The sequence below is a fragment of the Kitasatospora sp. NPDC004669 genome, assembly GCF_040609455.1.
In the GTDB taxonomy this organism is placed as follows: Bacteria; Actinomycetota; Actinomycetes; order Streptomycetales; family Streptomycetaceae; genus Kitasatospora.
In genome coordinates this window covers 97,759-121,852 of the sequence record NZ_JBEXKB010000004.1, presented here as the reverse complement: position 1 = coordinate 121,852, position 24,094 = coordinate 97,759, and the positions used below count along the sequence as shown (strand labels likewise).

At 73.1% G+C, this 24,094-nt stretch carries 23 protein-coding genes; 7 read left to right on the top strand and 16 right to left on the bottom strand.

The genetic code is table 11. The features are described 5' to 3' along the window. Window positions 1-88: 88 nt before the first annotated feature. The 3 genes from ABZW30_RS05365 to ABZW30_RS05355 all read right to left on the bottom strand — a co-directional run bounded on the left by ABZW30_RS05365 (window position 89) and on the right by ABZW30_RS05355 (window position 4,900). A complete protein-coding gene (locus tag ABZW30_RS05365) occupies window positions 89-1,732 on the bottom strand; it encodes a succinic semialdehyde dehydrogenase (protein ID WP_355669686.1) in 1,644 nt (547 codons plus the stop codon). Between the two features lie 119 nt (window positions 1,733-1,851). After that, complete coding sequence (locus ABZW30_RS05360; RefSeq protein ID WP_355669685.1) at window positions 1,852-3,627, bottom strand: protein kinase; 1,776 nt, start codon at window positions 3,625-3,627, stop codon at window positions 1,852-1,854. Window positions 3,628-3,790: 163 nt separating this feature from the next. Then, on the bottom strand, window positions 3,791-4,900 hold the full coding sequence (locus ABZW30_RS05355) for a protein kinase (RefSeq protein WP_355669684.1): 1,110 nt from the start codon (window positions 4,898-4,900) through the stop codon (window positions 3,791-3,793). 57 nt (window positions 4,901-4,957) lie between these two features. Between ABZW30_RS05355 and ABZW30_RS05350 the strand changes: the two genes are divergently transcribed. After that, the gene (locus ABZW30_RS05350) at window positions 4,958-5,521 is read left to right on the top strand and encodes an SHOCT domain-containing protein (RefSeq protein ID WP_355669683.1); all 564 of its coding nucleotides are present in this window, start codon (window positions 4,958-4,960) and stop codon (window positions 5,519-5,521) included. 59 nt (window positions 5,522-5,580) lie between these two features. On the opposite strand, the gene ABZW30_RS05345 is transcribed toward ABZW30_RS05350, so the two are convergent. Beyond that, a complete protein-coding gene (locus tag ABZW30_RS05345) occupies window positions 5,581-7,578 on the bottom strand; it encodes a serine/threonine-protein kinase (RefSeq protein ID WP_355669682.1) in 1,998 nt (665 codons plus the stop codon). A 254-nt stretch (window positions 7,579-7,832) separates the two neighbouring features. Here ABZW30_RS05345 and ABZW30_RS05340 point away from each other — a divergent pair, with 254 nt between their 5' ends. Beyond that, complete coding sequence (locus tag ABZW30_RS05340; protein WP_355669681.1) at window positions 7,833-8,399, top strand: hypothetical protein; 567 nt, start codon at window positions 7,833-7,835, stop codon at window positions 8,397-8,399. Between the two features lie 177 nt (window positions 8,400-8,576). Here ABZW30_RS05340 and ABZW30_RS05335 read toward each other — a convergent pair whose 3' ends face one another. From ABZW30_RS05335 to ABZW30_RS05320, 4 genes are all read right to left on the bottom strand, one after another. Beyond that, window positions 8,577-9,704 (bottom strand): GuaB3 family IMP dehydrogenase-related protein, encoded by a 1,128-nt coding sequence (locus tag ABZW30_RS05335; protein ID WP_355669795.1) that lies wholly within the window; start codon window positions 9,702-9,704, stop codon window positions 8,577-8,579. Window positions 9,705-10,022: 318 nt separating this feature from the next. Beyond that, window positions 10,023-11,525, bottom strand: coding sequence for an IMP dehydrogenase (gene guaB, locus ABZW30_RS05330; protein ID WP_355669680.1), 1,503 nt, complete (start codon window positions 11,523-11,525; stop codon window positions 10,023-10,025). A 251-nt stretch (window positions 11,526-11,776) separates the two neighbouring features. Next, window positions 11,777-12,493: an RNA polymerase sigma factor ShbA gene (gene shbA / locus ABZW30_RS05325; protein ID WP_355669679.1), complete on the bottom strand. Its 717-nt coding sequence runs from the start codon at window positions 12,491-12,493 to the stop codon at window positions 11,777-11,779. 335 nt (window positions 12,494-12,828) lie between these two features. Beyond that, window positions 12,829-13,440: a response regulator transcription factor gene (locus tag ABZW30_RS05320; RefSeq protein WP_014136228.1), complete on the bottom strand. Its 612-nt coding sequence runs from the start codon at window positions 13,438-13,440 to the stop codon at window positions 12,829-12,831. Between the two features lie 564 nt (window positions 13,441-14,004). Here ABZW30_RS05320 and ABZW30_RS05315 point away from each other — a divergent pair. Further along, complete coding sequence (locus tag ABZW30_RS05315; RefSeq protein ID WP_030055868.1) at window positions 14,005-14,331, top strand: WhiB family transcriptional regulator; 327 nt, start codon at window positions 14,005-14,007, stop codon at window positions 14,329-14,331. A 97-nt stretch (window positions 14,332-14,428) separates the two neighbouring features. Here the strand turns inward: ABZW30_RS05315 and ABZW30_RS05310 are convergent, their stop codons facing one another. From ABZW30_RS05310 to groES, 3 genes are all read right to left on the bottom strand, one after another. Continuing rightward, on the bottom strand, window positions 14,429-15,427 hold the full coding sequence (locus ABZW30_RS05310; protein ID WP_355669678.1) for a LysR family transcriptional regulator: 999 nt from the start codon (window positions 15,425-15,427) through the stop codon (window positions 14,429-14,431). Window positions 15,428-15,729: 302 nt separating this feature from the next. After that, the gene (groL, locus tag ABZW30_RS05305; protein ID WP_355669677.1) at window positions 15,730-17,361 is read right to left on the bottom strand and encodes a chaperonin GroEL; all 1,632 of its coding nucleotides are present in this window, start codon (window positions 17,359-17,361) and stop codon (window positions 15,730-15,732) included. A 116-nt stretch (window positions 17,362-17,477) separates the two neighbouring features. Next, on the bottom strand, window positions 17,478-17,783 hold the full coding sequence (gene groES / locus ABZW30_RS05300; protein WP_014136232.1) for a co-chaperone GroES: 306 nt from the start codon (window positions 17,781-17,783) through the stop codon (window positions 17,478-17,480). Between the two features lie 248 nt (window positions 17,784-18,031). Here groES and ABZW30_RS05295 point away from each other — a divergent pair, with 248 nt between their 5' ends. The 3 genes from ABZW30_RS05295 to ABZW30_RS05285 are packed head-to-tail and all read left to right on the top strand — an operon-like array spanning window position 18,032 to window position 19,838. Then, window positions 18,032-18,343, top strand: coding sequence for a hypothetical protein (locus ABZW30_RS05295; RefSeq protein ID WP_355669676.1), 312 nt, complete (start codon window positions 18,032-18,034; stop codon window positions 18,341-18,343). Then, window positions 18,340-18,654: a hypothetical protein gene (locus ABZW30_RS05290; RefSeq protein ID WP_355669675.1), complete on the top strand. Its 315-nt coding sequence runs from the start codon at window positions 18,340-18,342 to the stop codon at window positions 18,652-18,654. Before ABZW30_RS05295 ends, ABZW30_RS05290 begins: the two co-directional genes overlap by 4 nt. Continuing rightward, window positions 18,651-19,838 (top strand): class I SAM-dependent methyltransferase, encoded by a 1,188-nt coding sequence (locus tag ABZW30_RS05285; protein ID WP_355669794.1) that lies wholly within the window; start codon window positions 18,651-18,653, stop codon window positions 19,836-19,838. The genes ABZW30_RS05290 and ABZW30_RS05285 overlap by 4 nt, the downstream gene beginning before the upstream one ends. Window positions 19,839-19,842: 4 nt before the next feature. On the opposite strand, the gene ABZW30_RS05280 is transcribed toward ABZW30_RS05285, so the two are convergent. The 5 genes from ABZW30_RS05280 to tsaB form a co-directional block, all read right to left on the bottom strand. After that, window positions 19,843-20,748: a polysaccharide deacetylase family protein gene (locus ABZW30_RS05280; protein WP_355669674.1), complete on the bottom strand. Its 906-nt coding sequence runs from the start codon at window positions 20,746-20,748 to the stop codon at window positions 19,843-19,845. 79 nt (window positions 20,749-20,827) lie between these two features. Continuing rightward, window positions 20,828-21,088: a hypothetical protein gene (locus ABZW30_RS05275; protein ID WP_355669673.1), complete on the bottom strand. Its 261-nt coding sequence runs from the start codon at window positions 21,086-21,088 to the stop codon at window positions 20,828-20,830. Further along, entirely contained in the window at window positions 21,085-22,191 is a 1,107-nt protein-coding gene (tsaD, locus tag ABZW30_RS05270; protein WP_355669672.1) for a tRNA (adenosine(37)-N6)-threonylcarbamoyltransferase complex transferase subunit TsaD, read from the bottom strand. The genes ABZW30_RS05275 and tsaD overlap by 4 nt, the downstream gene beginning before the upstream one ends. Further along, window positions 22,184-22,672: a ribosomal protein S18-alanine N-acetyltransferase gene (rimI, locus tag ABZW30_RS05265; RefSeq protein ID WP_355669793.1), complete on the bottom strand. Its 489-nt coding sequence runs from the start codon at window positions 22,670-22,672 to the stop codon at window positions 22,184-22,186. Before rimI ends, tsaD begins: the two co-directional genes overlap by 8 nt. A 23-nt stretch (window positions 22,673-22,695) precedes the next feature. After that, the gene (tsaB, locus tag ABZW30_RS05260) at window positions 22,696-23,370 is read right to left on the bottom strand and encodes a tRNA (adenosine(37)-N6)-threonylcarbamoyltransferase complex dimerization subunit type 1 TsaB (protein WP_355669671.1); all 675 of its coding nucleotides are present in this window, start codon (window positions 23,368-23,370) and stop codon (window positions 22,696-22,698) included. A gap of 155 nt (window positions 23,371-23,525) precedes the next feature. Between tsaB and ABZW30_RS05255 the strand changes: the two genes are divergently transcribed. Then, complete coding sequence (locus ABZW30_RS05255) at window positions 23,526-24,092, top strand: hypothetical protein (protein WP_355669792.1); 567 nt, start codon at window positions 23,526-23,528, stop codon at window positions 24,090-24,092. The last annotated feature ends 2 nt before the right edge of the window (window positions 24,093-24,094 follow it).

Below are 24,094 nucleotides of genomic sequence, written 5' to 3'. Positions count from 1 at the left end.
GCTGGGGGGAAAGCCGGTCGGAGGCCACCTGAACCCGCGGCCACCTGCGCCCCGGGCTACGTGAGCCCGCGGCCGTTCGCGCCCGGGGTCACTTGAACCGCAGCGCCTTGAGCACCCGCAACCCGCCGGTCATCACGGCCGCGAACTGCTTGTCGTCCAGGCCGAACGACGGCGCCAGCGGCATGACCCGCTGGGTCGAGATGGTCTGCGCCTCGGTGAAGCGCAGGATGCCCTCCGCACCGTGGCGCCGGCCGAGCCCGGAGTCACCCATGCCGCCCATCGGCGAGGCGACCGAGCCGTACGCGGCCGCGTAGGCCTCGTTGACGTTGACCGTCCCGGTGCGCAGTCGGGCCGCGACCGCCCGGCCGCGCCGCAGGTCCCTGGTCCAGACGCTGGAGTTCAGGCCGTACGGCGTGGAGTTGGCGGCCGCGACCGCCTCCTCCTCGGTGTCGAAGCGGTAGACCGCGACGACCGGGCCGAAGGTCTCCTCGCCGCAGACCGACATCTCCGGGGTCACCCCGTCGAGGATCGTCGGCTCGTAGAAGTACGGGCCGAGGTCGGGCCTGGCCCGCCCGCCGGCCAGCACGGTGGCGCCCGCCTTGACCGCCTCCTCCACGTGCCGGGTGGTGGTGTCCAGTTGGCGGGCGGAGACCAGCGAGCCCATGTCGGCGCCGTACGCGAGGCCGCCGCCCAGGCGCAGCGCCCGGGTACGGGCGACGAAGCGCTCCAGGAACTCGTCGGCCACCGAGCGGTGCACCAGCAGCCGTTCGATCGAGATGCACAGCTGTCCGGCCGAGGAGAAGCAGGCCCGTACGGCGCCCGCGGCGGCCGCGTCGAGGTCGGCGTCGGAGAGCACCAGCATGGCGTTCTTGCCGCCGAGCTCGAGCGAGGCGCCGACCAGCCGGGCGGCGGCGCGCTGGGCGACCTCACGGCCGGTCCGGGTGGAGCCGGTGAAGGAGACGTAGTCCGCGTGCTCCACCACGGCCGGGCCGATCACCGGGCCGTCGCCGATCACCACCTGCCACAGATCGGCCGGCAGCCCGGCCTCGATCAGCAGCTCACGGGCCCACAGCCCGGTCAGCGCGGTCTGGGTGTCGGGCTTGTTGACCACCGCGTTGCCGGCCGCGAAGGCGGGCAGCAGGTCGCCGATGCACAGCTCCAGCGGGTAGTTCCACGGCGAGATGTGGCCGACCACGCCCTTGGGGCGGCGGGCCTCGACGGTGTGGGTGAGCACCGGCAGCGCCCCGCCGCGGCGGCGGTCGCGCAGGTAGCCCTGGGCGCCGCGCCCGTAGTGCCGGGCGGCCATGGCGACGGCCAGCACCTCCTCGAAGGCGTGCAGCCGGGCCTTGCCGGTCTCGGCCTGGATCAGGTCCAGCACCTCGTCCTGCCGCTTGAGCAGCAGGTCGTGGAAGCGCAGCAGGACGGCGGCGCGGCGGCGCACCGGCAGCGCGGCCCAGGCGGGCTGGGCGCGGCGGGCCAGCTGGAAGGCGACCTCGACGTCGGCCGGGGTGGACTGCGGCAGGCCGGCCAACCGCTCACCGGTCAGCGGGGCGACGGTCTCCACCACACTGGGCTCGCCGGTCGCGGTGACCCCGGCGGCCAACCGGGCCACCAGGGACGGCGGGACGGCGGCCGCAACGGTCCGGCCTCCGCCGGGAGCTGCCGGGTTGCCGCTCGCGGAACCGGCGTCAGCGTGTTCGGTGGCCGCTGCATCTGCTGTGAGGTCCGACATACGGCGCAGCCTAGGCCTTCGGGGGCCGGTTCGGTACCCGTCGGTAACAAGAATCTGCCGCAGTCGGGTGAAAGCGGGGCGCTCCGCCCGTACGGCCCTCCGCCCGTACGGCCCTCCGCTCAGCGGGTCGGGGTGAAGCCGTTGAGCACCGTGGTGAAACGCTGAGTGGCCTCGGTCCAGTCACTGCCCTTGTCCGGGCTGGACGAGTAGATCGCGTACGCGGTGCCGTCCTCGTCGAGGAACTCGGTCTCGATCGCGCGCCGACGGCCGCCTTCCTTGGCCGCGTAGCTGAACTCCCAGACGGCCGCCTCGTGACCGTTCACCGCGGTGCTCGCCATCCGGTGCTGCTTGTAGTCCTTCTGCGCCTTGGAGACGCTGGCCTCCATCTCCCGCATGTGCTCCAGCGGCTTGACCGGCTGGCCGACGGTGACCGCGAACTGCAGGTAGTGCACCTTGCCGTCGGGGCTGTAGAAGATCTGGTTGTTGTCGCTCCCGAGGATGCGCTGCCAGGCCGGGTTCGCGGCCGGCAAGGGGAAGCGGAAGCCGGCCGGGTCGTCGACCCAGTGGTAGCCGGCGGGCGCCGGCGCCCCCGGGGTCGCGCTGCCGGTCGGCACCGGGTCGGACGGCTCGGCCGTGCCCGGCTGCCCGGTCGGGGTGGTGTCGGCGTCCGGGGTGCCGGCCACGTGCCGGGTGGCGAGGAAGGTCGCCGCGGCCGCCAGCACCCCGACGGCCACCGCGATGGCGGCCAGCTTCATCCGGCTGCGGCGCTTGGCCGGACCGCGCGTGGGCGTGACGGTGTGCGCGACCGGCGCGCTGACGGCGGTGTGCGCCTGCTGCGCGGCCGACACTCCCCCGGCGGTGTCCGCGGCACCGGCCGGAACGGCGGAGGTGACGGCGGTCGTGGTCGCGGGCACGGCCGGACGCGGCCCGGTCGGCTCCTCCGAGCCCTCCACCGGGGACTCCGCGGTCCCCTCCGGCACCTCGCTGCGGTCCACCACCGGCACCGACTGGGTGGGCGTACGGACCGACGCGACCGACTTCAGGCCGATGGTGTGCCCGGCCTGCACCTCGGCCAGCATCCGGGCCGCCTCGTCCGCGCTCGGCCGGTCGGCCGGGTCCTTGGCCATCAGCGCGGCCAGCACCGGTCCCAGCGGCCCGGCCCGGCGCGACTCCGGCAGCGGCTCGTCGACCACCGCGGCCAGCGTGGTGATCGGCGAGTCCCGGCGGAACGGCGACTGGCCCTCGACCGCCGCGTACAGCGTCGCCCCGAGGCCCCACAGGTCGGAGGCCGGCCCGGGCCGCTCGCCCTGGGCGCGCTCGGGGGCCAGGTAGTCCGGCGAGCCGACCAGGTCACCCGGCCGGGTCAGCTCGGTCGAGCCCTCGTAGGTCGCGATGCCGAAGTCCAGCAGCACCACCCGCCCGGTGCCGCGCTCCAGCAGCACGTTGGCCGGCTTGACGTCCCGGTGCAGCACACCGAGCTGGTGGCCGCGGTGCAGCGCGGCGAGCACCTGGCTGCCGACCTCGGCGGCGGCGCGCGGCTGGAGGGTGCCGTCCTGGCTGATCACGTCGGCCAGCGAGCGGCCGTCGACCAGCTCCATCACGATCCACGGCCGGCCGTCCTGCTCCAGCACGTCGTGCACGGTGATCACGCCGGGATGCTTGATCCGGGCGGCCGCGCTGGCCTCGCGCTTCATCCGCGCGTGCAGGATCTGCAGGTCCTCCTCGGGGAGGTGGTTGACGGTCAGCTCCTTGACCGCGACCTCGCGGTCCAACATCCGGTCCCAGGCCCGCCAGACCGTGCCCATCCCACCCCGGCCGAGCCGGTCACCGAGCTCGTACCGCCCGGCCAACAGCCGCTCCGCTTCGGCCGCCTCCGGCCGGTCCTGCACGCCCATCGGCGACCGCTCCCCCTCTCGATTCCCACCTGCCGTCACCTCGGCGGATCGCCTGGTGCAGACCGCTGTTCGAACAAATCCCACGCACACATTAGGCGCACCCCGCCCACCCCGGTAATCACGCCCGCCCACCGGACCAAGGAGCCGGTGCGCACCGAGGCCGTCAGCCTGCGAACAGCACCACGGCGGCTATTCCCAGCACCAGCAGCAGGAACACACCCCCGACCAGCAGCGGCCCGAGGAGGGCCGGGGCCATCCGCGGCGCTCTGCCGCCGCCGGGCCGTGCCCCGTCGAACTCCGTACCGACCTCCGGCCGCCCGCCCCGACCGCCCGCGCCGCGCCGACGCGGCCGCAGCGGCACCAGCGGCGCGTCCGGCTTGAGCTCCACCGCCTGCGTCGCCCGCTCCTCGTCGGCCGGCTCCGGCGCGCCCGCCAGCAGCGCCGCCAGCTCCTGCCGCGCCGCGTCCGCGGTCGGCCGCAGGGTCGGATCGGGCTGCAGCAGCCGCTCGGCCAGCGGCGCCAGCGGACCGCAGACCGCCGAGGGCTCACGCCGCCCGTCCCGCACCGCCGTCACCAGCTCCGGCACACCGCCCTCCGGGTACGGCGCGCGGCCGGTCACCAGCCGCTGCACCAGCACCCCGAGCGCCCAGCAGTCACCCGCCGGGCCGCCGTCCAGCGGCCAGCGCTCGGCCACCGGGCCGACCAGGGTGGCCCGGACCTCGTACCGGCGCCGGCCGCCCGGCCCGCCGAGGTCCTCGGCCAGCGCCTCCTGCGCCACCCCGGCGAGCAGCCCGCCGAGCATCGCCGCGCCGTCCTCGCAGACCAGCACCGACTCGGCGGTCAGGTTGCCGTGGGCGAGCCCGGCCTCGTGCAGCGCCCGCAGCGCGCCGACCACGTCCGCCGCCAGCTCGGCCGCCCGGTACGGCGGTACCGGACCGGCGGCGAGCAGGTCGGCCAGCGTCTGCCCGGCCGGCCGCTCCTCGACCGTCCACAGCAACTCGCCCTCGACGAAGGCCCCGACCCCGCGCAGCAGCCGCGGGTGCCAGGACGGCGCGGCCGAACCGACCGCCGCCACCCGCCGCACCAGCCGGTCCCCGTGCGCGGGGTTCGGCTCGTCCGGGTCCTGACCGGCGGTCAGCAGCGCGGGCAGCTCAATCGCGCGCAGCAGCACCGACTCGCCGGTCCGCTCGTCCACCGCGAAGGCGCGCAGCAGTTCGGGACGATCCGTCAGCCGGTACCGCCCCGCCAGCAACTGCCCCGGGCCGCCACGCATGCCAGTTCCTCTCGCTCATCAAGCAGCCTACTGAGCGGCTCCTTTACGCTCGACCCCATGGACTGGAGCGATCTGATCGACACCGCCTTCAAGGTGGCGGGCAACAGCAGCCAAGCCAACCAGGCCGCGGCCGTCCGCACGGTCGAGGCCGCCGTCATAGACGGCGAGAAGCCGGTCGCCTCGACCGCCGGGCGCCACCCCGACCACTTCCGCAAGGGGGTGTTGGTGCTCACCACCCACCGGATGCTCTTCCTGAAGGACGGAAAGCTGCCGGTCCCGGTTCCGCTTACGGCCGTCACCGACGCCACCGTGACCCGCACCAAGCTCACCGGCGACGTGCTGACGGTCGTCGCGCTGACCGGCTCGCACCGCTTCGAGGACGTGGCGAAGGCCGACGTCTTCGCCGAGCGGATCCGCGAGGCCGCCCGGCTCGCCCGGCTCGCCCGTAGCGCATCGCCGCAGGTGCCCGCCGCCGCCCCGGCGCCCTCCGACGCCGCCCCCGCCGAGTTCTCGGCCGGTGAGCAACTCCTCGGCCAGCTGGAGCGGCTGGCCGCCCTGCGGGCCTCGGGTGCGCTCACCGAGGAGGAGTTCAGCCGGGCCAAGCAGCGCCTGCTCGGCTGAACCCGCCCGCCGTAGGTCCTGTCTTCGAACTCCCGCGGGCGCGAGTTCGAAGACGGGCCCTACGGCGCCGGCTGGAAGCTGTTGAACACGACGTCCCGGGCCGGCGCCTGAGCGGCCCACTGGGCGTCCGGGACGATCCAGTAGATCGAGTAGCCGTACTTGGCCGGAGTGCCGGTGACGAAGCCGCGGTTGAGGGAGTGCATCTTGGGCGTGCCGTTGGTCCACTCCCAGTCCGCCGCGTTGGTCCACTGCCGGTAGTTGATCGCCGACAGGTTCACCCGCTGGTAGTTGCTCACCTGCGAGCGCAGGTCGGGCTCGGCGTCCTGCCAGTCGGCGACGGCGCTCGAGTGCGGCGAGGTGCTCCACTCGATCCGCAGCTGGCTGCCGTCCGCGCTCTTGAAGATCCGCCGGTTGGGGTCCGACCCGGCCGGCTGCAGCCCGTCCGGCAGGAACACCGAGAAGCCGCTCGGGTCCTTGTACTCGTGGTACCCGGCCGGCGCCGCCCCGCCCGGGGCGGCCTGGGTCGGGGTCGGCGTCGAGGTCGGCGTCTGCGTGGGCGTGGACGCCGGGGTCTGGGTCGGGGTGCCGGCGGCCGGCGGCGGTGCGGCGGCCGAGGAGGCGGCCGTGGTGGCCGGCTCGGCGGCCGTCCCGGCGGGCGCGGGCTCGCCGGGCGGGGTCGCCGGCGTCTGACTCGGCGTGGCCTCGGTGGTCGTCGCCGCCGGCGAGGTGGCGCCCGCGCTGTGGGTGCTCCCGCCCTTCGCGCCGCTTCCCCCGCTGCCCACGGCCTTGACCACCGCGACCACCCCGGCGATCAGCAGCAGCACGACCACCACGGTCGCGATGGCCAGCCGCCGCCGGCCCGTGCGCGGGTTTGCCCCGGCCGCCTGGGTCGCGCCCATGGTCCACTCGCTGGTCACCGGCCGGATCGGCTCGGTCGCCGGAACGGGCTCGGGCTCAGCGGCGGGCTTGGCGACGGACTTGGCGACGGGCTCCGCCGCCGGCTCCTCGTCCCGAGCCCGGCTGCCCACCCGGACGGTCCCCAGCAGCCCGCCCACGGTCCGCTTGGGGGCGGGCTCCTCGGCCTTGGACTCGGCCTTGGACTCGGCCTCGGACTCGGCCTCGGCGGGCTCCGGCTCGGCGGCCGTCTGCTCGGCCTTCTTCCCGACCGCCTCCCCCACCTTCTCCACCGGCATCGCGTGCTCGGTGGTCGACTCGGCCTTCGCGGTCGCCTCGGCGACCACCCGCTTGAGCATCGAGCGGGTCTGCGAGGCGTCGAGTCGCTTCGCCGGGTCCTTCTCCAGCAGCCCCTCGATCACCGGCAGCAGCGGCCCGGCGTTCACCGGCGGGACCAGCTCCTCGGTCATCACCGCGGTCAGGGTGGCCAGCGCCGAGCCCCGGTCGTACGGCGGCCGGCCCTCGACCATCGCGTACAGCGTGCCGCCCAGCGACCACAGGTCGGCCGGCGGCCCGGGCTTCTGCCCGCGCGCCCGCTCCGGGGATATGTACGAGGGCGCGCCGACCAGCATGCCGGTGGAGGTGACCGAGGCGTCGCCCTCCACGCTGGCGATCCCGAAGTCGGTGAGCACGACCCGGCCGTCCTCGCCGATCAGCACGTTGGACGGCTTGACGTCCCGGTGCAGGATGCCCAGCGCGTGCGCCGCGATGAGCACGCCCAGCACGTCCAGCGCGATCTCCGCCGCCCGGCCGGGCGTCAGCGGCCCGTCCTCCCGGACCACGTCGGCCAGCGAGCGGGACTCGACCAGCTCCATGACGATCCACGGCCGGTCGTCCTCGTCGACGACGTCGAAGACGGTCACCGCCGAGTTGTGCCGGATCCGCGCGGTCGCCTTGGCCTCGCGCAACGTCCGGACGATCAGCCGGTGCTTCTCCTCCTCCTCGACGCTGGCGTTCATCCGCAGTTCCTTGACCGCGACGGTCCGGCCCAGCATCTCGTCCTCGGCGCGCCAGACGGTGCCCATGCCGCCGCGCCCGAGCACGCCGTTCAGCCGGTAGCGGCCGGCCAGGAGGCGGCCGGTGGAACCCTGCGCCTGGGTCATTCGGAACGTTCCCCCATGTGCTGCTGGCGGTGGTGGTGACGGCGCGTCGGCCCGGCCCGGGCCCGAACGCCCAAGCCTCCATCATCCCCTGTCCGGATGGCCCTCGACCACCCACCCCCCGTCCCAAGCCGGGACGAACCGGAACGGGTGCGGCGCTCCGTGCCCGATCTGTGATCGAAAACTCGCCAAGATCTGTCCGAACCGCTGCTACCGTTCGGCAGCTCATCGTCTTTTCCCGGGGGGACTCGACGCCCATGACCGCACCGGCACCGGGCACTGACGGCCCATCGATCCGGCCGCGCACCGCCCAGCACTACTCGGTCGCACCCCTCCTCGACACCCCCGACGGGTACGTCGCCCCCGGCATGCCCGGCATCCCCGTCACCGGCTACGACCCCGTCTCCCCCGCCGCCCCCGCGACCGCCCCACGCCGCCGCACCGCCCTCGCCCTCCCCCTCGCCCTGCTCGCCGCCCTGCTCGGCGGCCTGGCGTACGGCTTCGCCCCGCTGCGGGCCGCCGACAGCCTCGGCTGGCTGGCCATCGCCCAGGCCGGCCTGATCGCCCTCCCGCTCGGCCTCCTCGGTGGCCGGAACCGGTTACTCCCGGCCCTGGGCGCCCTGCTGTCGGCCGGCGCCCTGCTGCTCGGCCAACTCACCCAGCGGCTCCGCATCGTGCAGACCGACAGCCCCGGCCCGCACGGCCTCCTGCACGACACCCTCAGCACCTGGCACGCCGACCTGCGCCCCCTCGACGTGGCCTTCTACGCCATCGCCCTCATCGGCGGCTTCCTCCTCACCCGCCGCACCGCCGACCGCGGCTGACGCGGGCGCACCGAGCGAAGGCCGCGCGCCCGCGGTGCCCGACCCGCCGCCACACACCCGGGAGCCCGAACCCCCACACCCCGATCCGCCGACCCCGACCCGCCGACCCCGAAAAGCCCGGAAGGCCCCCACCCGGCGAACCGGGCAGGGGCCTTCGACACCGCGTCAGGGCACTGCTCAGCGGTGGTCGAGCGCCGGGTTGACGGTCACCTCGACCCGCTGGAACTCCTTCAGCTCCGTGTAGCCCGTGGTGGCCATCGCGCGGCGCAGCGCACCGAACAGGTTCATGGTGCCGTCCGGGGTGTGCGACGGACCGGTGAGGATCTCCTCGGTGGTGCCGACCGTGCCGAGGTCCACCCGCTTGCCGCGCGGCAGCTCCTCGTGGACGGCCTCCATGCCCCAGTGGAAGCCCTTGCCCGGGGCGTCGGTGGCGCGGGCCAGCGCGGCACCGATCATCACCGCGTCGGCGCCGCAGGCGACCGCCTTCGGGATGTCGCCGCTGTAGCCGACGCCGCCGTCCGCGATCACGTGCACGTAGCGGCCGCCGGACTCGTCCATGTAGTCGCGGCGCGCGGCCGCCACGTCGGCGACGGCGGTGGCCATCGGCACCTGGATGCCGAGCACGTTGCGGGTGGTGTGGGCGGCGCCGCCGCCGAAGCCGACCAGCACGCCGGCCGCACCGGTCCGCATCAGGTGCAGCGCGGCGGTGTAGGTGGCGCAGCCGCCGACGATCACCGGGACGTCCAGCTCGTAGATGAACTGCTTGAGGTTGAGCGGCTCGGCGGCGCTGGAGACGTGCTCGGCCGAGACGGTGGTGCCGCGGATGACGAAGACGTCGACACCGGCGTCCACGACGGCCTTGGAGAACTCGGCGGTGCGCTGGGGCGAGAGCGCGGCGGCGGTGACCACGCCGGAGTCGCGGACCTCCTGGATCCGCTGCTTGATCAGCTCGGCGCGGATCGGCGCGGAGTAGATCTCCTGCAGGCGGCGGGTCGCGACGGACTCGTCGGTGATCGAGGCGATCTCGTCCAGCAGCGGCTGCGGGTCCTCGTAGCGGGTCCAGAGGCCTTCCAGGTTCAGCACGCCCAGACCGCCCAGGCGGCCGATCTTGATGGCCTGCTCGGGCGAGACCACGCTGTCCATCGGGGCGGCCAGGAACGGCAGCTCGAAGCGGTAGGCGTCGATCTGCCAGGCGATCGAGACCTCCTTCGGGTCACGCGTACGGCGGCTGGGGACGACGGCGATGTCGTCGAAGGCGTACGCCCGGCGGCCGCGCTTGCCTCGCCCGATCTCGATCTCGGTCACTTCGAGCCCTTCTGGTTTGTTGCTCATGCCCGCCGGGTCACCCCGGCCGCCCCCAGTATCCCGTACCGGCTGTGACTCGCGCGCTCGCCTACCGGCCGCTCCGGCCCGGTGCCGACGGTCATCGCGCCGGTGCCCCTCGTTCCGGGGGCCTCCCCGATCGCCCTCCTTGCCCGCCGACGAGCAGGAGGGGCCCACCCTTTCGGATCGGCGCGGGCGCCCCGAGGGCCCGCAGCCCGGACACGCCGAGGGGCCCGCCGTCGCGGTACGACGGCGGGCCCCTCGGTGGTCCGGGCCGGCTCCCTCAGCCGGTCAGGCCGTTCAGCGGCTCGAGTAGTTCGGCGCCTCGACGGTCATCTGGATGTCGTGCGGGTGGCTCTCCTTGAGGCCCGCCGAGGTGATCCGGACGAAGCGGCCCTTGCTCTCCATCTCGGCGATGGTGCCGGCGCCGACGTAGCCCATGGTCTGGCGCAGGCCGCCGACCAGCTGGTGCAGCACGGCCGACAGCGGGCCGCGGTACTGCACCTGGCCCTCGATGCCTTCGGGGACGAGCTTGTCGTCCGAGGCCACCTCGGCCTGGAAGTAACGGTCCTTGGAGTAGGAGCGGCCCTGGCCGCGGGACTGCATGGCGCCCAGCGAGCCCATGCCGCGGTAGGACTTGAACTGCTTGCCGTTGATGAACAGCAGCTCGCCGGGGGACTCCTCGCAGCCGGCCAGCAGCGAGCCCAGCATCACGGTGTCGGCACCGGCGGCCAGCGCCTTGCCGATGTCGCCCGAGTACTGCAGGCCGCCGTCGCCGATGACCGGCACGCCGGCCGCCTGGCAGGCCTGGGCGGCCTCGTAGATGGCGGTGATCTGCGGGACGCCGATGCCGGCGACCACGCGGGTGGTGCAGATGGAGCCGGGGCCGACGCCGACCTTGACGCCGTCCACGCCGGCGTCGATCAGCGCCTGGGCGCCGTCGCGGGTGGCGACGTTGCCGCCGACCACGTCGACCTTGACGGCCGACTTGATCTTGGCGATCCAGGCCAGCGCGTTGTGGCTGTGGCCGTGCGAGGTGTCGACGACCAGGAAGTCCACGCCCGCCTCGACCAGGGCCTGGGCCCGGTCGAAGGCCTCGGCGCTGGCGCCGACCGCGGCACCGACCAGCAGACGGCCCTCGGCGTCCTTGGCGGCGTTCGGGTACTGCTCGGCCTTGACGAAGTCCTTGACGGTGATCAGGCCCTTGATCCGGCCCTCGTCGTCGACCAGCGGGAGCTTCTCGATCTTGTGGCGGCGCAGCAGCGCCATCGCGTCCACGCCGGAGATACCGACCTTGCCGGTGATCAGCGGCATCGGGGTCATGATCTCGCGGACCTGGCGGCTGCGGTCCGACTCGAAGGCCATGTCACGGTTGGTGACGATGCCCAGCAGCTTGCCGGACGGGTCGGCGATCGGCACCCCGGAGATGCGGAACTTGGCGCACAGCGCGTCGGCCTCGGCCAGCGTGGTGTCCGGGCCGACCGTGATCGGGTCGGTGACCATGCCGGACTCGGAGCGCTTCACCAGGTCGACCTGGTTGGCCTGGTCCTCGACCGACAGGTTGCGGTGCAGCACGCCGACGCCACCCTGGCGGGCCATCGCGATGGCCATCCGCGACTCGGTGACCTTGTCCATCGCCGCGGACAGCAGCGGGATGTTGACGCGGACGTTCCGGGAGACCCGCGAGGAGGTGTCGACCTCGTTCGGCAGCACCTCGGAGGCCCCGGGCAGCAGCAGGACGTCATCGAACGTGAGCCCGAGCATGGCGAACTTCTCGGGTACGCCTGCGGCGTTGTAAGACATTTGGGGGGTACCTTCCGTGGCCGGCCTAATCCGCTCACGCCCTGAGGGAGGGGGCGCGTTCATCGCTCACTCGCGCAGACCGCCGAAAGCCGGGTGGGTTCGGAGGAACCTCCAAGGGAACCCCGTGTGCACCCGCGAAACTTTGGCAACCTGCCCAGGCGCCGATACCCCATGGTACTGGCACCGCGAATGTGCCTCGTGTGCCCTTGACAACAACCCGCCCCCGTGGCTCATTCCACCTGGTCGAGGGCTCAGGACGATTCCTCGGCGAGCGCCCGCAGCCGGCTGAGCGCCCGGTGCTGGGCCACCCGGACGGCGCCGGGCGACATCCCGAGCACCTCACCGGTCTCCTCCGCCGACAGCCCGGCGGCCACCCGAAGCAGCACCAACTCACGCTGACGGGCCGGCAGGTTGGAGAGCAGCTCCTTGGCCCAGGCCGCGTCGCTGCTGAGCAGCGCCTGCTCCTCCGGGCCGAGCGCCTCGTCCGGCACCTCCGGCAGGTCGTCCTGCGGCACGACCGTCGAACCGGGCCCGCGCATCGCGGCCCGCTGCAGATCGGCGATCTTGTGCGCGGCGATCCCGTAGACGAAGGCCTCGAACGGCCGCCCCTGGTCCTTGTACCGGGGCAGCGCGCACAGCACCGCGACGCAGACCTCCTGGGCCACGTCGTCCACGTGGTGCCGGGCCCCGCCGGGCAGCCGGACCAGCTTGGCGCGGCAGTAGCGCAGCGCGAGCGGGTGGACGTAGGCGAGCAGGGCGTCGATGGCCGGGCCCTCGCCGCGGACGGCGGCCGCGACCAGTTCGCCCACCAGGGGCGAGCCGCCCGTACCGAGCACCGGCGGGCGGCCCGGTCCGGCCCCGGCATCGGGGCCACCGGAATCGGCGTACGACGGATCGTGGCCCGGGCCCGAGGGCTGGGCCTCACCCGGGTCCGCCTGGCCGGCCGCACCGGCGACGTCGTCGCGCATCGGTCCATGGTGCCTGGTCGATCGGGAAAACGCGGCACCGCGTCCGGAGTTGTGCACCGGAACGTTATGCGCTGTGGCACCGCGCGGTGTGCCGCGCCTCACCGGCCCCTCCTGCACCGTCCCGCCTCCCGCCCCGCCGCCGTAGGTGGTTCCGTCCGTCGCGCCGTCCGCCGAGTGTCCTGCGGCTGCGTGGTTCGCCGCAGTGCCTGTCCGCTGGTCCCCGAGGTGCTCCACTCCTCCATGGTGCAACCTCGGGACCGTAACGTCACACGCCCGTGCGGCTCCCGCTCCGGGAATCGATGGCGGCGCGCCTGGGCCGACGGCGCCGCCGGTGGTCAGCGGACCAGGCCCCAGCGGAAGCCCAGCGCCACCGCGTGCGCGCGGTCGGAGGCCCCGAGCTTCTTGAACAGCCGTCGGGCGTGGGTCTTGACGGTGTCCTCGGACAGGAACAGCTCCCGGCCGATCTCGGCGTTGCTGCGTCCGTGGCTCATGCCCTCCAGCACCTGGATCTCACGCGCCGTCAAGGTCGGCGCCGCGCCCATGTCGGGACTGCGCAGCCGGCGCGGGGCGAGCCGCCAGGTCGGGTCGGCGAGGGCTTGGGTGACGGTGGCCCGCAGCTCGGCGCGCGAGGCGTCCTTGTGCAGGTACCCGCGGGCACCGGCGGCCACCGCCAGGGCGACACCGTCGAGGTCCTCGGCGACGGTGAGCATGATGATCCGGGCGCCCGGGTCGGCGGACAGCAGCCGCCGGACCGTCTCGACCCCGCCGAGACCGGGCATCCGGACGTCCATCAGGACGAGATCGGACCGGTCGGCGACCCAGCGGCGCAGGACCTCCTCCCCGTTCGTCGCGGTGGTGACCCGGTCCACACCGGGTACGGTCGCGACGGCGCGGCGAAGCGCCTCGCGGGCGAGCGGGGAATCGTCGCAAACGAGAACGGAAGTCATGACCGTCGTCCTCCGCAGCTGATCCGCGTCACGTTGAGCCTCCTGGCTGGTACGAACCTCTCCGACACGGCCGATCGGCGACGGACTTCGTCCTGATCGCCCCGACTTGCCCGCGATCGTTCCCGACGTCCGGCGCCCGCTAACCGCCTCCGCACTTCCAACGACCGTCACTCGAATGAGTTACGGCCCCCGGGCCATCCCCACCACTGTACGTGGCCAACCCATTACCGATCAGCCGCATCGCGGTGCACACGCCGCACTTTTGCGCAGCTCGCGCGCGGTCGGCGTACGACCCGCACACCGGTGCGGCGTGTCGCGCGCCCGTCGGCCACCCGATTGCCGCACCCGCGCCCGCCAAAAGCCCTTGCCCGGTTTGCCCGTTTTTATAGCTTTCTCATGGTCATTGACTGTTGTGCCAGTGTGTGGGTGACTTGTCCATGGAGTTGCCTTAAGTCATATTTCCAGGTGTCCATACCAGCGCGGGACGCCCCGCCGGGCACCGCTCGGCAGCAGCCCGCCGAGCACGCCCGGCCGACGGCCGACCGCTTCCGAAGGGAATGAGCCATGGCAGATTTCTCCCGCCTCCCGGGTCCCAACGCGGACCTCTGGGACTGGCAGCTCTCGGCAGCCTGTCGTGGCGTGGACAGCTCGCTCTTCTTCCACCCCGAGGGCGAGCGCGGCGCGGCGCGCAGTTCGCGCGAGGCCAGCGCCAAGGAGGTCTGCATGCGCTGCCCGGTGATCGCCGAGTGCGCCGCGCACGCCCTGGCGGTCCGCGAACCGTACGGCGTCTGGGGCGGGATGACGGAGGACGAGCGCGAGGAGATGCTGGGCCGCTCGCGGCACCGCCTTGTGGAGGTCCCGCTGACCCCGCCGGCGGTCGCGCAGCACTAGACCCGCCTCGACGGCACGCCGTGAAGAAACGTTTCTTCGCGGCGCCTCAGGCTGCTCACATCCGGTATCGGACAGGCGGTAGCCCCGCCACCGACCGTCAGCGGTCGGCGGCCGCGCTCGCCAGGCGCTCCAGCATCAGCGCGACGGCCGGCACCTCGGCCAGGTCCGGCAGGGTCAGCGCCACCACCCGGCGCACCGCCGGCACCCCGGAGGCCGTCCGCACCGGCACCGTCGACACACCGTCAGGACGCACCGACTCCAGCGCCAGCCGGGGCAGCACCGCCACCCCCAGCCCGGCCGCCACCAGGCCGACCACCGCCGGGTAGTCGTCGGTCGCGAAGTCGATCCGGGGCTCGAAGCCCGCCCCGGCGCACAGCTCCACCAGGTGCCCCCGGCACTGCGGGCAGCCGGCGATCCACTGCTCCCCCGCCAACTCGGCCAGCTCCACCGGCCTGCCCCGCCCTGCCAGCGGGTGGGTGGCGGGCAGCAGGCCCACCAGCGGGTCGTCCAGCAGCGGGGTGACCACCAGGTCGGACCAGTCGGTGCCGGCCGACAACTGCTGCGCCTCCAGGTTCGCCTCGGCCCGCGCCTCGCGCGGGGTACCGTGCGCGGGGGCCGGCAGCGCGACGGCGCCCTCGGACTGCGGGTAGCGGAAGGCCAGCGCGATCTCGCACTCCCCGCCGCGCAGCATCGCCAGCGACTCCGGCGGCTCCGCCTCGACCAGCGACACGCGCACCCCCGGATGGCTGTCCCGCAGCCGGGCGACGCCGGGCGGCACCAGGGTGGAACTCGCGGTCGGGAAGGACACCAGCCGCACCCGCCCGGCCCGCAGCCCGGCGATCGCGGCCACCTCCTCCTCGGCGGCGGAGAGCCCGGCCAGGATCCCGGTGGCATGCTTGAGCAGGACCCGCCCGGCCTCACTGAGCTGCATCCCGCGGCCCGAACGGACCACCAGCGGGGTGTCGACCGACTTCTCCAAGGCCTTCATCTGCTGGCTGATGGCAGGCTGCGTACACCCCAGCTCGCGGGCGGCGGCGGAGAAGGAGCCGGTGCGGGCGACCGCACGCAGGACGCGCAGATGGCGGGCCTCGATCATGCCTCAGTTATAAGGCAATCTTTGCATTCTGCAAAATTCTACTGATAGTTGAAGCCTGGAGCACCCTCCCCGAGCTGCGCCCCGGAGGCGGGCGGGCGAATCCCCGCCCCGAGCCGAAGGGGCGCGCCGGTGCCGAAAGGGAGAAGCGACCAGCGAGGCACGAGCGCCGGAGCGCCGACCGTCGGCACCGGGTCCCAGCGCCCCGGAGGCGAGCGGGCGAATTACAGCCGGAGGCCCGGCCCGCCTCCCCGAGGGAGCGGACCGGGCCTCCGGTCAGGAGTTGCGGCTGTCGCGCCGGGGCCTCAGTGCGAGTGGCCGTGGCCGTGCGAGTGGCCGTGACCGTTGTCGGCCTCCTCCTCCTTCTTCTCCACCACGAGGGTCTCGGTGGTGAGCAGCAGGGAGGCGATCGAGGCGGCGTTCTCCAGGGCGGAGCGGGTGACCTTGACCGGGTCGATGACGCCGGCCTTCACCAGGTCGCCGTACTCGCCGGTGGCGGCGTTGTAGCCCTGGCCGATCTCCAGCTCGGAGACCTTGGAGGTGATGACGTAGCCCTCCAGGCCGGCGTTCTGGGCGATCCAGCGCAGCGGCTCGTGCAGCGCCTTGCGGACCACGGCGACACCGGTGGCCTCGTCACCCGACAGGCCCAGGCCGTCGTTCAGCACCTTGGCGGCGTGGACCAGGGAGGCGCCACCACCGGCGACGATGCCCTCCTCGACCGCGGCGCGGGTCGCCGAGATGGCGTCCTCCAGGCGGTGCTTGCGCTCCTTCAGCTCCACCTCGGTGGCGGCGCCGACCTTGATGACGCAGACGCCGCCGGCCAGCTTGGCCAGGCGCTCCTGCAGCTTCTCGCGGTCCCAGTCGGAGTCGGTCGCGGCGATCTCGCCCTTGATCTGGGCGACACGGCCGGCCACGGCCTCGGCGTCACCGGCACCGTCGACGACCGTGGTCTCGTCCTTGGTGATGGTCACGCGGCGGGCGGTGCCCAGCACGTCCAGGCCGACCTGGTCGAGCTTGAGGCCGATCTCCTCGGAGATGACCTGGCCACCGGTCAGGACGGCCAGGTCGCCGAGGATCGCCTTGCGGCGGTCGCCGAAGCCCGGGGCCTTGACGGCGACGGCGTTGAAGGTGCCGCGGATCTTGTTCACGACCAGGGTCGACAGCGCCTCGCCGTCGACGTCCTCGGCGATGATCAGCAGCGGCTTGGAGGCACCGCCCTGCAGGATCTTCTCCAGCAGCGGCAGCAGCTCCTGGATCGAGGAGATCTTGCCCTGGTTGATCAGGATGTACGGGTCCTCCAGGACCGCCTCCTGCCGCTCCGCGTCGGTGACGAAGTACGGCGACAGGTAGCCCTTGTCGAACTGCATGCCCTCGGTGAAGTCCAGCTCCACGCCGAAGGTGTTCGACTCCTCGACGGTGATGACACCGTCCTTGCCGACCTTGTCGATCGCCTCGGCGATCAGCTCGCCGACCTGGATGTCCTGGGCGGAGAGGGACGCGACGGCGGCGACGTCGTCCTTGCCCTCGATCTCGCGGGCCACCGAGAGCAGGTGCTCGGAGACGGCGGCGACGGCCTTGTCGATGCCCTTCTTCAGGGCGGCCGGACCGGCACCGGCGGCGACGTTGCGCAGACCCTCGTTGACCAGGGCCTGGGCCAGCACGGTGGCGGTGGTGGTGCCGTCACCCGCGACGTCGTTGGTCTTGGTGGCGACCTCCTTGACGAGCTGCGCGCCAAGGTTCTCGTACGGGTCGTCCAGCTCGACCTCGCGGGCGATGGTGACACCGTCGTTGGTGATGGTCGGGGCGCCGAACTTCTTGTCGATGACGACGTTGCGGCCCTTGGGGCCGATGGTCACCTTGACGGTGTCGGCCAGCTTGTTGACACCGCGCTCCAGCGAGCGGCGGGCGTCCTCGTCGAACTGCAGGATCTTCGCCATGTTCCCTATTCCCTCGGGGCTGCGGCCGACCCACCGGCCGCCGAACAACGTGAACCAACAACCGCGCCCCGGGCCACTGTCACGAAGGACACGGATCCGGGGCGGGTCGGGACGTCTTACTTCTCGATGATCGCGAGAACGTCGCGGGCGGAGAGCACCAGGTACTCCTCGCCCTGGTACTTCACCTCGGTGCCGCCGTACTTCGAGTACAGGACGATGTCACCGACGGCGACGTCGAGCGGCAGACGCTGGCCGTCCTCGAAGCGGCCCGGGCCGACGGCCAGGACGACGCCCTCCTGGGGCTTCTCCTTGGCGGTGTCCGGGATAACCAGGCCGGAGGCCGTGGTGGTCTCGGCGTCGAGCGGCTGGACCACAATGCGGTCCTCGAGCGGCTTGATGGCAACCTTGCTGCTGGTGGTCACGTCCGAGCTCCCCTTCGGAGATTACGGGGCTTTCTAACGGATAGGGGCGAACGCGCGAGCCTGCCGTCGCGGGGGTCAGACACGCGTCTTCGCGTTAGCACTCCCCCAGTGGGGAGTGCCAAGGACGACCATAGGCCGGTGTTAGCACTCCGTCAACCAGAGTGCCAACGGCGCGCCCGGAACCCTCGCATTACGGATGAGTAGTCGTACTCATGTGCGGGCGACGCCCCCTCGGACAGACTCCTGCCATGACCGACACCCCGGTACGCATCGGCCCGTCCAACGCCAAGGATGCCGCGCTCGCGCTTCTCCTGCTGCCGTTGCTGACGGCCCTTCCGCTCATCGCCTTCTGGCTCGGCGGAGCGATCGCCGACGCCGCCGGCTCCGACACGGGCGGCGACGTCCTGTACGGCGCGCTCTCCGCGGTGGTCATCGGCTACGGAGTGCCCGTCACCGCCGTCCTGCGCAGCCACCGGAGAGGCTACGAGCTCCTGCCGCTCGCCGCCGGGGTCGCGCCCTTCATGCTGCCCGTGCTGCTGTGCCTGGGGGTGTTCCGATGAGCGTGCCGCTGATCCGGGATCCCCTGCGCCCGCGTGTCCACTGGCTGACGGACCTGCTGCTGGCCCTGGTCGTGACCGTCGCACTGGTTCCGGTGCTGATCGTCGGCTGCCTCGTGACCTTCCTGATCGCGATGTCGCTGCACGCGTCCAGGCCGGTCGGCACCCTGATCCTCATCGCGGTCACGCTCCCGGTGCCCGTGTGGATCATCCGGACCAGTCGGCGGATCGGGTACCGGATCGTCCCGGTCGTCACCGGGGCGGCCCTATTCGTCGTCACGCTGTCGGGCCTGCCCGGCGTCCACCTCCTCTGACCGGTCAGAATGGGCCCGTGGACACCGAGAACCTCCAGCCCCTGCTGACCCCCGAGGGCCAGGCCCTGCTCGCCGAGTTGCGCGAGTTCACGCCCGAGGAGGAGCTGGCGCTCGCCACCCGGCTGCGGCGGGAGCATCCGGCGGAGCTGGTGTCGGCGGCGTTCGGGCAGGCGCGGTTGCGGCAGCGGGCGCGGGCGAAGTTCGGGGCGGACGCGGACCTGATGTACTTCACGCCCAACGGGGTCGAGCAGTCCACCCGGCGCAGTGTGGCCGAGTGGCGGGCGCGCCGGTTCGCCGAATTGGGGGTACGGAGGCTGGCGGACCTGTGCTGCGGCATCGGCGGGGACGTGCTGGCGCTGGCCCGGGCGGGGATCGAGGTGCTGGCGGTGGACAAGGACCCGGCGGCCTGCGCCGCGACCGCGGCCAACGCCGCCGCGCTGGGCCTGTCCGAGCTGGTCGAGGTGCGCTGCGCGGACGTCGCCGAGGTGGACGTCACCGGCTACGACGCGGTGTTCACCGACCCTGCCCGCCGGACCTCGCGCGGCCGGGTGTTCGACCCCGAGGCGTACGCCCCGCCGCTGTCCTGGGCGATCGAGGCCGGGCGGCGGACCCCGATCGGCGCGCTGAAGGTGGCACCGGGCATCCCGCACGAGGCCGTCCCGGCGGACGCCGAGGCCGAGTGGGTCTCCGACCACGGGGACGTCAAGGAGGCGGTGCTCTGGTTCGGCACCAAGGCGGCCCGCCCTCACCGCGCCACCCTGCTGCCGCAGGGCGCCAGCCTGGCCGGCGGCGACCTGCCCGACCCGCCGGCCGGACCGGTCGGGCGGTACCTGTACGAGCCGGACGGCGCGGTGATCCGGGCCCACCTGGTGGCCGAGGTGGCCGAGCGGGTCGGCGGCCGGCTGATCGACCCGAAGATCGCCTACCTGACCTCGGACGAGCTGGTCGCCACCCCGTACGCGCACGCCTTCGAGCTCACCGACGTGCTGCCCTTCCACATCAAGAAGCTGAAGGCGCTGCTGCGCGAGCGTCAGGTCGGCACGGTGGTGATCAAGAAGCGCGGGATGGCGATCACCCCGGAGGAGCTGCGCCGTCAGCTCAAGCCCTCCGGGCCGAACACCGTCACGGTGATCCTCAGCCGCACCGACCACGGACCGCTGATGATGCTCGGGCAGCCGGTCTGAGCGGTCACGACGCCGGCGCCTGGATGTAGTCGTCCAGCCGGGCCACCGAGAAGCCCTGCTCCTGGATCCGGGCCAGCAGGTCGGCGAACATCTGGGTCATCGTGGCGCCCTTGAGCTCCTTGGGGCCGCGGAAGTGCGCCAGGATGATGTCGCCGGGCTTCAGCTTCTTGTCGGCGGCCTGGTACTGCATGTCGTGGATCTGCATCGACTCGCGCCAGAGCACGATCGCGCGCGGGCCGCACTGCTGCACCGAGGTGTTGAGCATCGGGGTGTTGGCGCCGTCGCCGAACGGCGGGCGGAACAGCAGCGGGGCGGTGCCGTACTGCTGGGTGAGCGCGGCCTGGTCGTCGCAGATCTCGGCCTTCTGCTTGTCCGCCGGGAGCTTGCTCATCACCGGGTGGGTGACGGTGTGGTTCTGGATGTGGTTGCCGAGCGCCTGGAGCGGCTTGAAGTAGCCGTAGTCGTTCTTGACGATGTCCTTGGTCAGGAACATCGTGATCGGCACCTTGAGGTCGGTCAGCATCTCGACGAACTTCGGGTCCTTCTCGGCGCCGTCGTCGAGGGTGATGAAGACGACCTTGTCGCTCGTCTTCACGTCGCTGATCACCGGTACGGTGCCGGTGCGTTCGAGCTTGATCGGCTTGTCGGCGGGCGGCGCGGGGGCCGGGGCGAGCGGCTTGAGGTTCCACTTCGCCCAGGCCGCGGCGTCGCCCGCGGCCGGGGCCGCGCCCGGCGTGGTGGCCGCGGCGGTCGGCGCGGCGCCGCCGCCGGACGGCTGGGACGCGGCCGCGGCGGTCTTCGGCGCGGCACCGCCGCCGTCCCCGTTGTCGCCGCACGCGGTGGCGAAGGCCAGCAGAGCCAGCGCCCCCGCCGCGTACGTCCTGGTCCTGCTCCGCCCGTCCCTGTTCACCGCACCGCGCTCCCGATCCCGTCCGGCTTTCTCTCAGCTATGCACGGTAGCGGGCACGGCGGCGGTTCCCGATCACCGTCTACTCGACGTACTCGCTGGTGAAGGACCAGCGGTGCACCGGGCGGCCGAGCAGCTCGGCCGGCGGGTCGGCGACCGGTACCGGATCGCCGCTCCACCAGGTGATCAGCAGCACCCGCTCGCCCGGGGCGGAGAGCAGCTCAAGGCGCTCCAGGCCGGCCGCGCCGCGGACCGCGGGCAGCGCGGACTCCCGCACCCAGGCGACGAGTTCGTCGCCCCGGTGGTCCGCCGCCCGGGCCTCCCACATCGCGGCGACGGTCATGCCGCGCCACCGCCGAGGGCGTCGTAGGCCTGGCCGTGGAAGTCGCCGTGCCCGATGTCCGCAGCAGGGACGTGGACGTCGGTGACGGGCAGCGAGGAGTCGGCCGACAGGTCGAAGGCGGAAGGCGCGCGGTCGCGCCACACCATCTCGGCGCCCAGCGCGGCCACCATCGCGCCGTTGTCGGTGCACAGGCCCGGCCGGGGCACCCGCAGTCGGATGCCGGCCCGGTCACAGCGCTGCTGGGCCATCTCGCGCAGCCGGGAGTTGGCCGCGACGCCGCCGCCGATCATCAGGTGGTCGACGCCGTTGTCCCTGCACGCCTTGACGGCCTTGCGGGTGAGCACGTCGGTGACCGCCTCCTGGAAGGAGGCCGCCACGTCGGCGATCGGCACCTCCTCGCCGGCCCGGCGCTTGGCCTCCACCCAGCGGGCGACGGCGGTCTTCAGGCCGGAGAAGGAGAAGTCGTACTCCGGGTCGTTCCTGCCGCTCAGGCCGCGCGGGAAGTTGATCGCCTTGGGGTCGCCCTCGCGGGCCGTCCGGTCGACGATCGGGCCGCCGGGGAAGCCCAGGCCGAGCACCCGGGCGACCTTGTCGAAGGCCTCGCCGGCCGCGTCGTCGATGGTCGCGCCGAGCGGGCGGACGTCGCTGGTGATGTCCTCGCTGAGCAGCAGCGAGGAGTGCCCGCCGGAGACCAGCAGGGCCATCGTCGGCGAGGGCAGCCGGCCGTGCTCCAGCTGGTCGACGCAGATGTGCGAGGCGAGGTGGTTGACCCCGTACAGCGGCTTGTCCAGCGCCCAGGCGTACGCCTTCGCGGCGCTGACGCCGACCAGCAGCGCGCCGGCCAGGCCGGGGCCGGCGGTGACGGCGATGCCGTCCAAGTCGCTCGCCTTGATCCCGGCGGTGTCCAGGGCGCGTTGGATGGTCGGGACCATCGCCTCCAGGTGGGCGCGGCTGGCGATCTCCGGGACGACGCCGCCGAAGCGGGCGTGGTCGTTGACGCTGGAGGCGACCGCGTCGGCCAGCAGCGTGGTGCCGCGCACGATGCCGACGCCGGTCTCGTCGCAGGAGGTCTCGATGCCGAGGACGAGCGGTTCGTCAGCCATGGCGGGTGTCCTCAATGTCCTTCGGATCAGTGCTGTCAGTGCTCGGGTGGTCGAGGCGCATCACCAGCGCGTCGACGTTGGCGGGCTGGTAGTAGCCGCGCCGGATGCCCACCGGTTCGAAGCCGTGGCGCTCGTACAGCCGCTGGGCGCGCGGGTTGTCCACCCGTACCTCCAGCAGCAGTTCGGCGCAGCCGCGCCGGGCGGCCTCGTGGATCAGGTCGGTGAGCAGTGCCGCGCCGAGGCCGGCGCCCTGGTGGCGCTCGTCGACGGCGATGGTCTGGACGTCGCCCTCGCCGGCGATCTCCATCAGTCCGGCGTAGCCGACGATGGCGCCGTCCCCGGTGGCGGCGACGGTGTAGTGGCGGGTGCCGCCGGGGTGGGCCTCGGCGAGTTCGGACCAGTACATCCCGTGGGACCAGGCGTCCTCGGGGAAGAGCCTGAGTTCCAGTTCCATCACCGGCTCGATGTCCCACCAGCGCATCGGGCGCAGGGTGGTGCCGTGGTTCACGCCGGGAGCACCGCCTTGCCCCCTAGAACGGTCTTGTAGGCGGCGGGCACCTGGGCGTCCGGGCGGCGCAGGTACAGCGGGAGGTTCGGCAGCAGCTCCCGCCCGGCGGCCAGCTCGGCGGCGGCGAAGCCGGCGAGGGCGCCGGCCGAGACGTGCTCGGGGCCGTGGGCGCCGGGGAAGGCGTCGGGGTAGAGCAGCGCGCCGGCGCCCACCGAGCGGGCCCGGGGCGTCAGCTCGGCCGGGCGGTCCACGCCGGGGCCCTCGGTGCGGCGGCCCTCGGCGTCGTAGGAGGCCCAGTAGACCTCCTTGCGGCGGGCGTCGGTGGCCACCGTGAACGGCTGCCCGGTCAAGCCCTCGGCGCGGGCCTGGAAGGCGATCGCGTCCAGGGTGCAGACGCCGTGCACCGGCAGCCCGAGCGCGTGGCCGAGCGCGGCGGCGGTCACCAGGCCGACCCGCAGGCCGGTGTACGGGCCCGGGCCGACGCCGACGGCGATGCCGGTGAGCTGGTGCTTGTCCACCCCGGCAGCCCGCAGGACCTGGTCGATCGCGGGCAGCAGCAGTTCACCGTGGCGTCGGGCGTCGACCTGGTGGGTCTCGGCGAGGACGGCCGTGCCGTCGTGGACGGCGGCGGTGACGGCGGGGGTAGCGGTGTCGAACGCGAGCAGCAGCACGGGTCAAGGTTAGACCGACGTTGAGCCGACCAGACGATCGAGCTGGTGTCCCCATCCGGAACACACGTGCTGGGCGCTGCCGACCGGCCGGGGGGACCTGGCACGATTAGGGCGGTACGTACAGAGGACGGCGGCGGGAGCGGCACGTGGCGAAGATGGGTCCTGGAGTGGTGGTCACGGGGTTGACCCTGGGGGCCCTGGCGGTGGTGAGCCTGCTGGCCTTCCAGGCCAACGGCGCGCAGGACCGCGCGAGCGGCGCCCGTCCCACCACCGCGGCGACATCGACCGGGCCGGCCGCCTCGGCGACGCCGAGCGCCTCGGCCACCCCGACCGCCCCGGCACTGCCGGCCAGCTCGGGCAGCGGCACGCGGATCGTCTACTCGGTGGGCAGCCACTACGTCTGGTTGATCGACCCGAAGAAGAACCCGCAGGTCGCGGCCACTTTTCTGGTCACCCCGGGCACGGTCGAGCCGACGCCGGGCAGCTACTCGGTGTACAGCCGCACCCCGGTCGGCACCGGTACCGACGGCCGACAGATCGAGCACGTGGTGCGCTTCGCGCAGCAGAACGGCGTGGTGTTCGGCTTCAGCTCGGCGATGGACGGCGCGACGCCGACCGCCGACCCGAAGACCAAGACCGGCGGCATCCGCAGCGGCCGCGCCGAGGGGCAGCTGCTCTGGGACTTCGCGCCGAACGGCACCAAGGTGGTCGTGGTCGCCTGAGC

Bases quoted from the DNA above. Each gene is read 5' to 3' on its own strand.
- ABZW30_RS05365 (WP_355669686.1), bottom strand. From the start codon at position 1,732: ATGTCGGACCTCACAGCAGATGCAGCGGCCACCGAACACGCTGACGCC.
- ABZW30_RS05360 (WP_355669685.1), bottom strand. From the start codon at position 3,627: ATGGGCGTGCAGGACCGGCCGGAGGCGGCCGAAGCGGAGCGGCTGTTG.
- ABZW30_RS05355 (WP_355669684.1), bottom strand. From the start codon at position 4,900: ATGCGTGGCGGCCCGGGGCAGTTGCTGGCGGGGCGGTACCGGCTGACG.
- ABZW30_RS05350 (WP_355669683.1), top strand. From the start codon at position 4,958: ATGGACTGGAGCGATCTGATCGACACCGCCTTCAAGGTGGCGGGCAAC.
- ABZW30_RS05345 (WP_355669682.1), bottom strand. From the start codon at position 7,578: ATGACCCAGGCGCAGGGTTCCACCGGCCGCCTCCTGGCCGGCCGCTAC.
- ABZW30_RS05340 (WP_355669681.1), top strand. From the start codon at position 7,833: ATGACCGCACCGGCACCGGGCACTGACGGCCCATCGATCCGGCCGCGC.
- guaB (WP_355669680.1), bottom strand. From the start codon at position 11,525: ATGTCTTACAACGCCGCAGGCGTACCCGAGAAGTTCGCCATGCTCGGG.
- shbA (WP_355669679.1), bottom strand. From the start codon at position 12,493: ATGCGCGACGACGTCGCCGGTGCGGCCGGCCAGGCGGACCCGGGTGAG.
- ABZW30_RS05320 (WP_014136228.1), bottom strand. From the start codon at position 13,440: ATGACTTCCGTTCTCGTTTGCGACGATTCCCCGCTCGCCCGCGAGGCG.
- ABZW30_RS05315 (WP_030055868.1), top strand. From the start codon at position 14,005: ATGGCAGATTTCTCCCGCCTCCCGGGTCCCAACGCGGACCTCTGGGAC.
- ABZW30_RS05310 (WP_355669678.1), bottom strand. From the start codon at position 15,427: ATGATCGAGGCCCGCCATCTGCGCGTCCTGCGTGCGGTCGCCCGCACC.
- groL (WP_355669677.1), bottom strand. From the start codon at position 17,361: ATGGCGAAGATCCTGCAGTTCGACGAGGACGCCCGCCGCTCGCTGGAG.
- ABZW30_RS05295 (WP_355669676.1), top strand. From the start codon at position 18,032: ATGACCGACACCCCGGTACGCATCGGCCCGTCCAACGCCAAGGATGCC.
- ABZW30_RS05290 (WP_355669675.1), top strand. From the start codon at position 18,340: ATGAGCGTGCCGCTGATCCGGGATCCCCTGCGCCCGCGTGTCCACTGG.
- ABZW30_RS05275 (WP_355669673.1), bottom strand. From the start codon at position 21,088: ATGACCGTCGCCGCGATGTGGGAGGCCCGGGCGGCGGACCACCGGGGC.
- tsaD (WP_355669672.1), bottom strand. From the start codon at position 22,191: ATGGCTGACGAACCGCTCGTCCTCGGCATCGAGACCTCCTGCGACGAG.
- rimI (WP_355669793.1), bottom strand. From the start codon at position 22,672: ATGCGCTGGTGGGACATCGAGCCGGTGATGGAACTGGAACTCAGGCTC.
- ABZW30_RS05255 (WP_355669792.1), top strand. From the start codon at position 23,526: ATGGGTCCTGGAGTGGTGGTCACGGGGTTGACCCTGGGGGCCCTGGCG.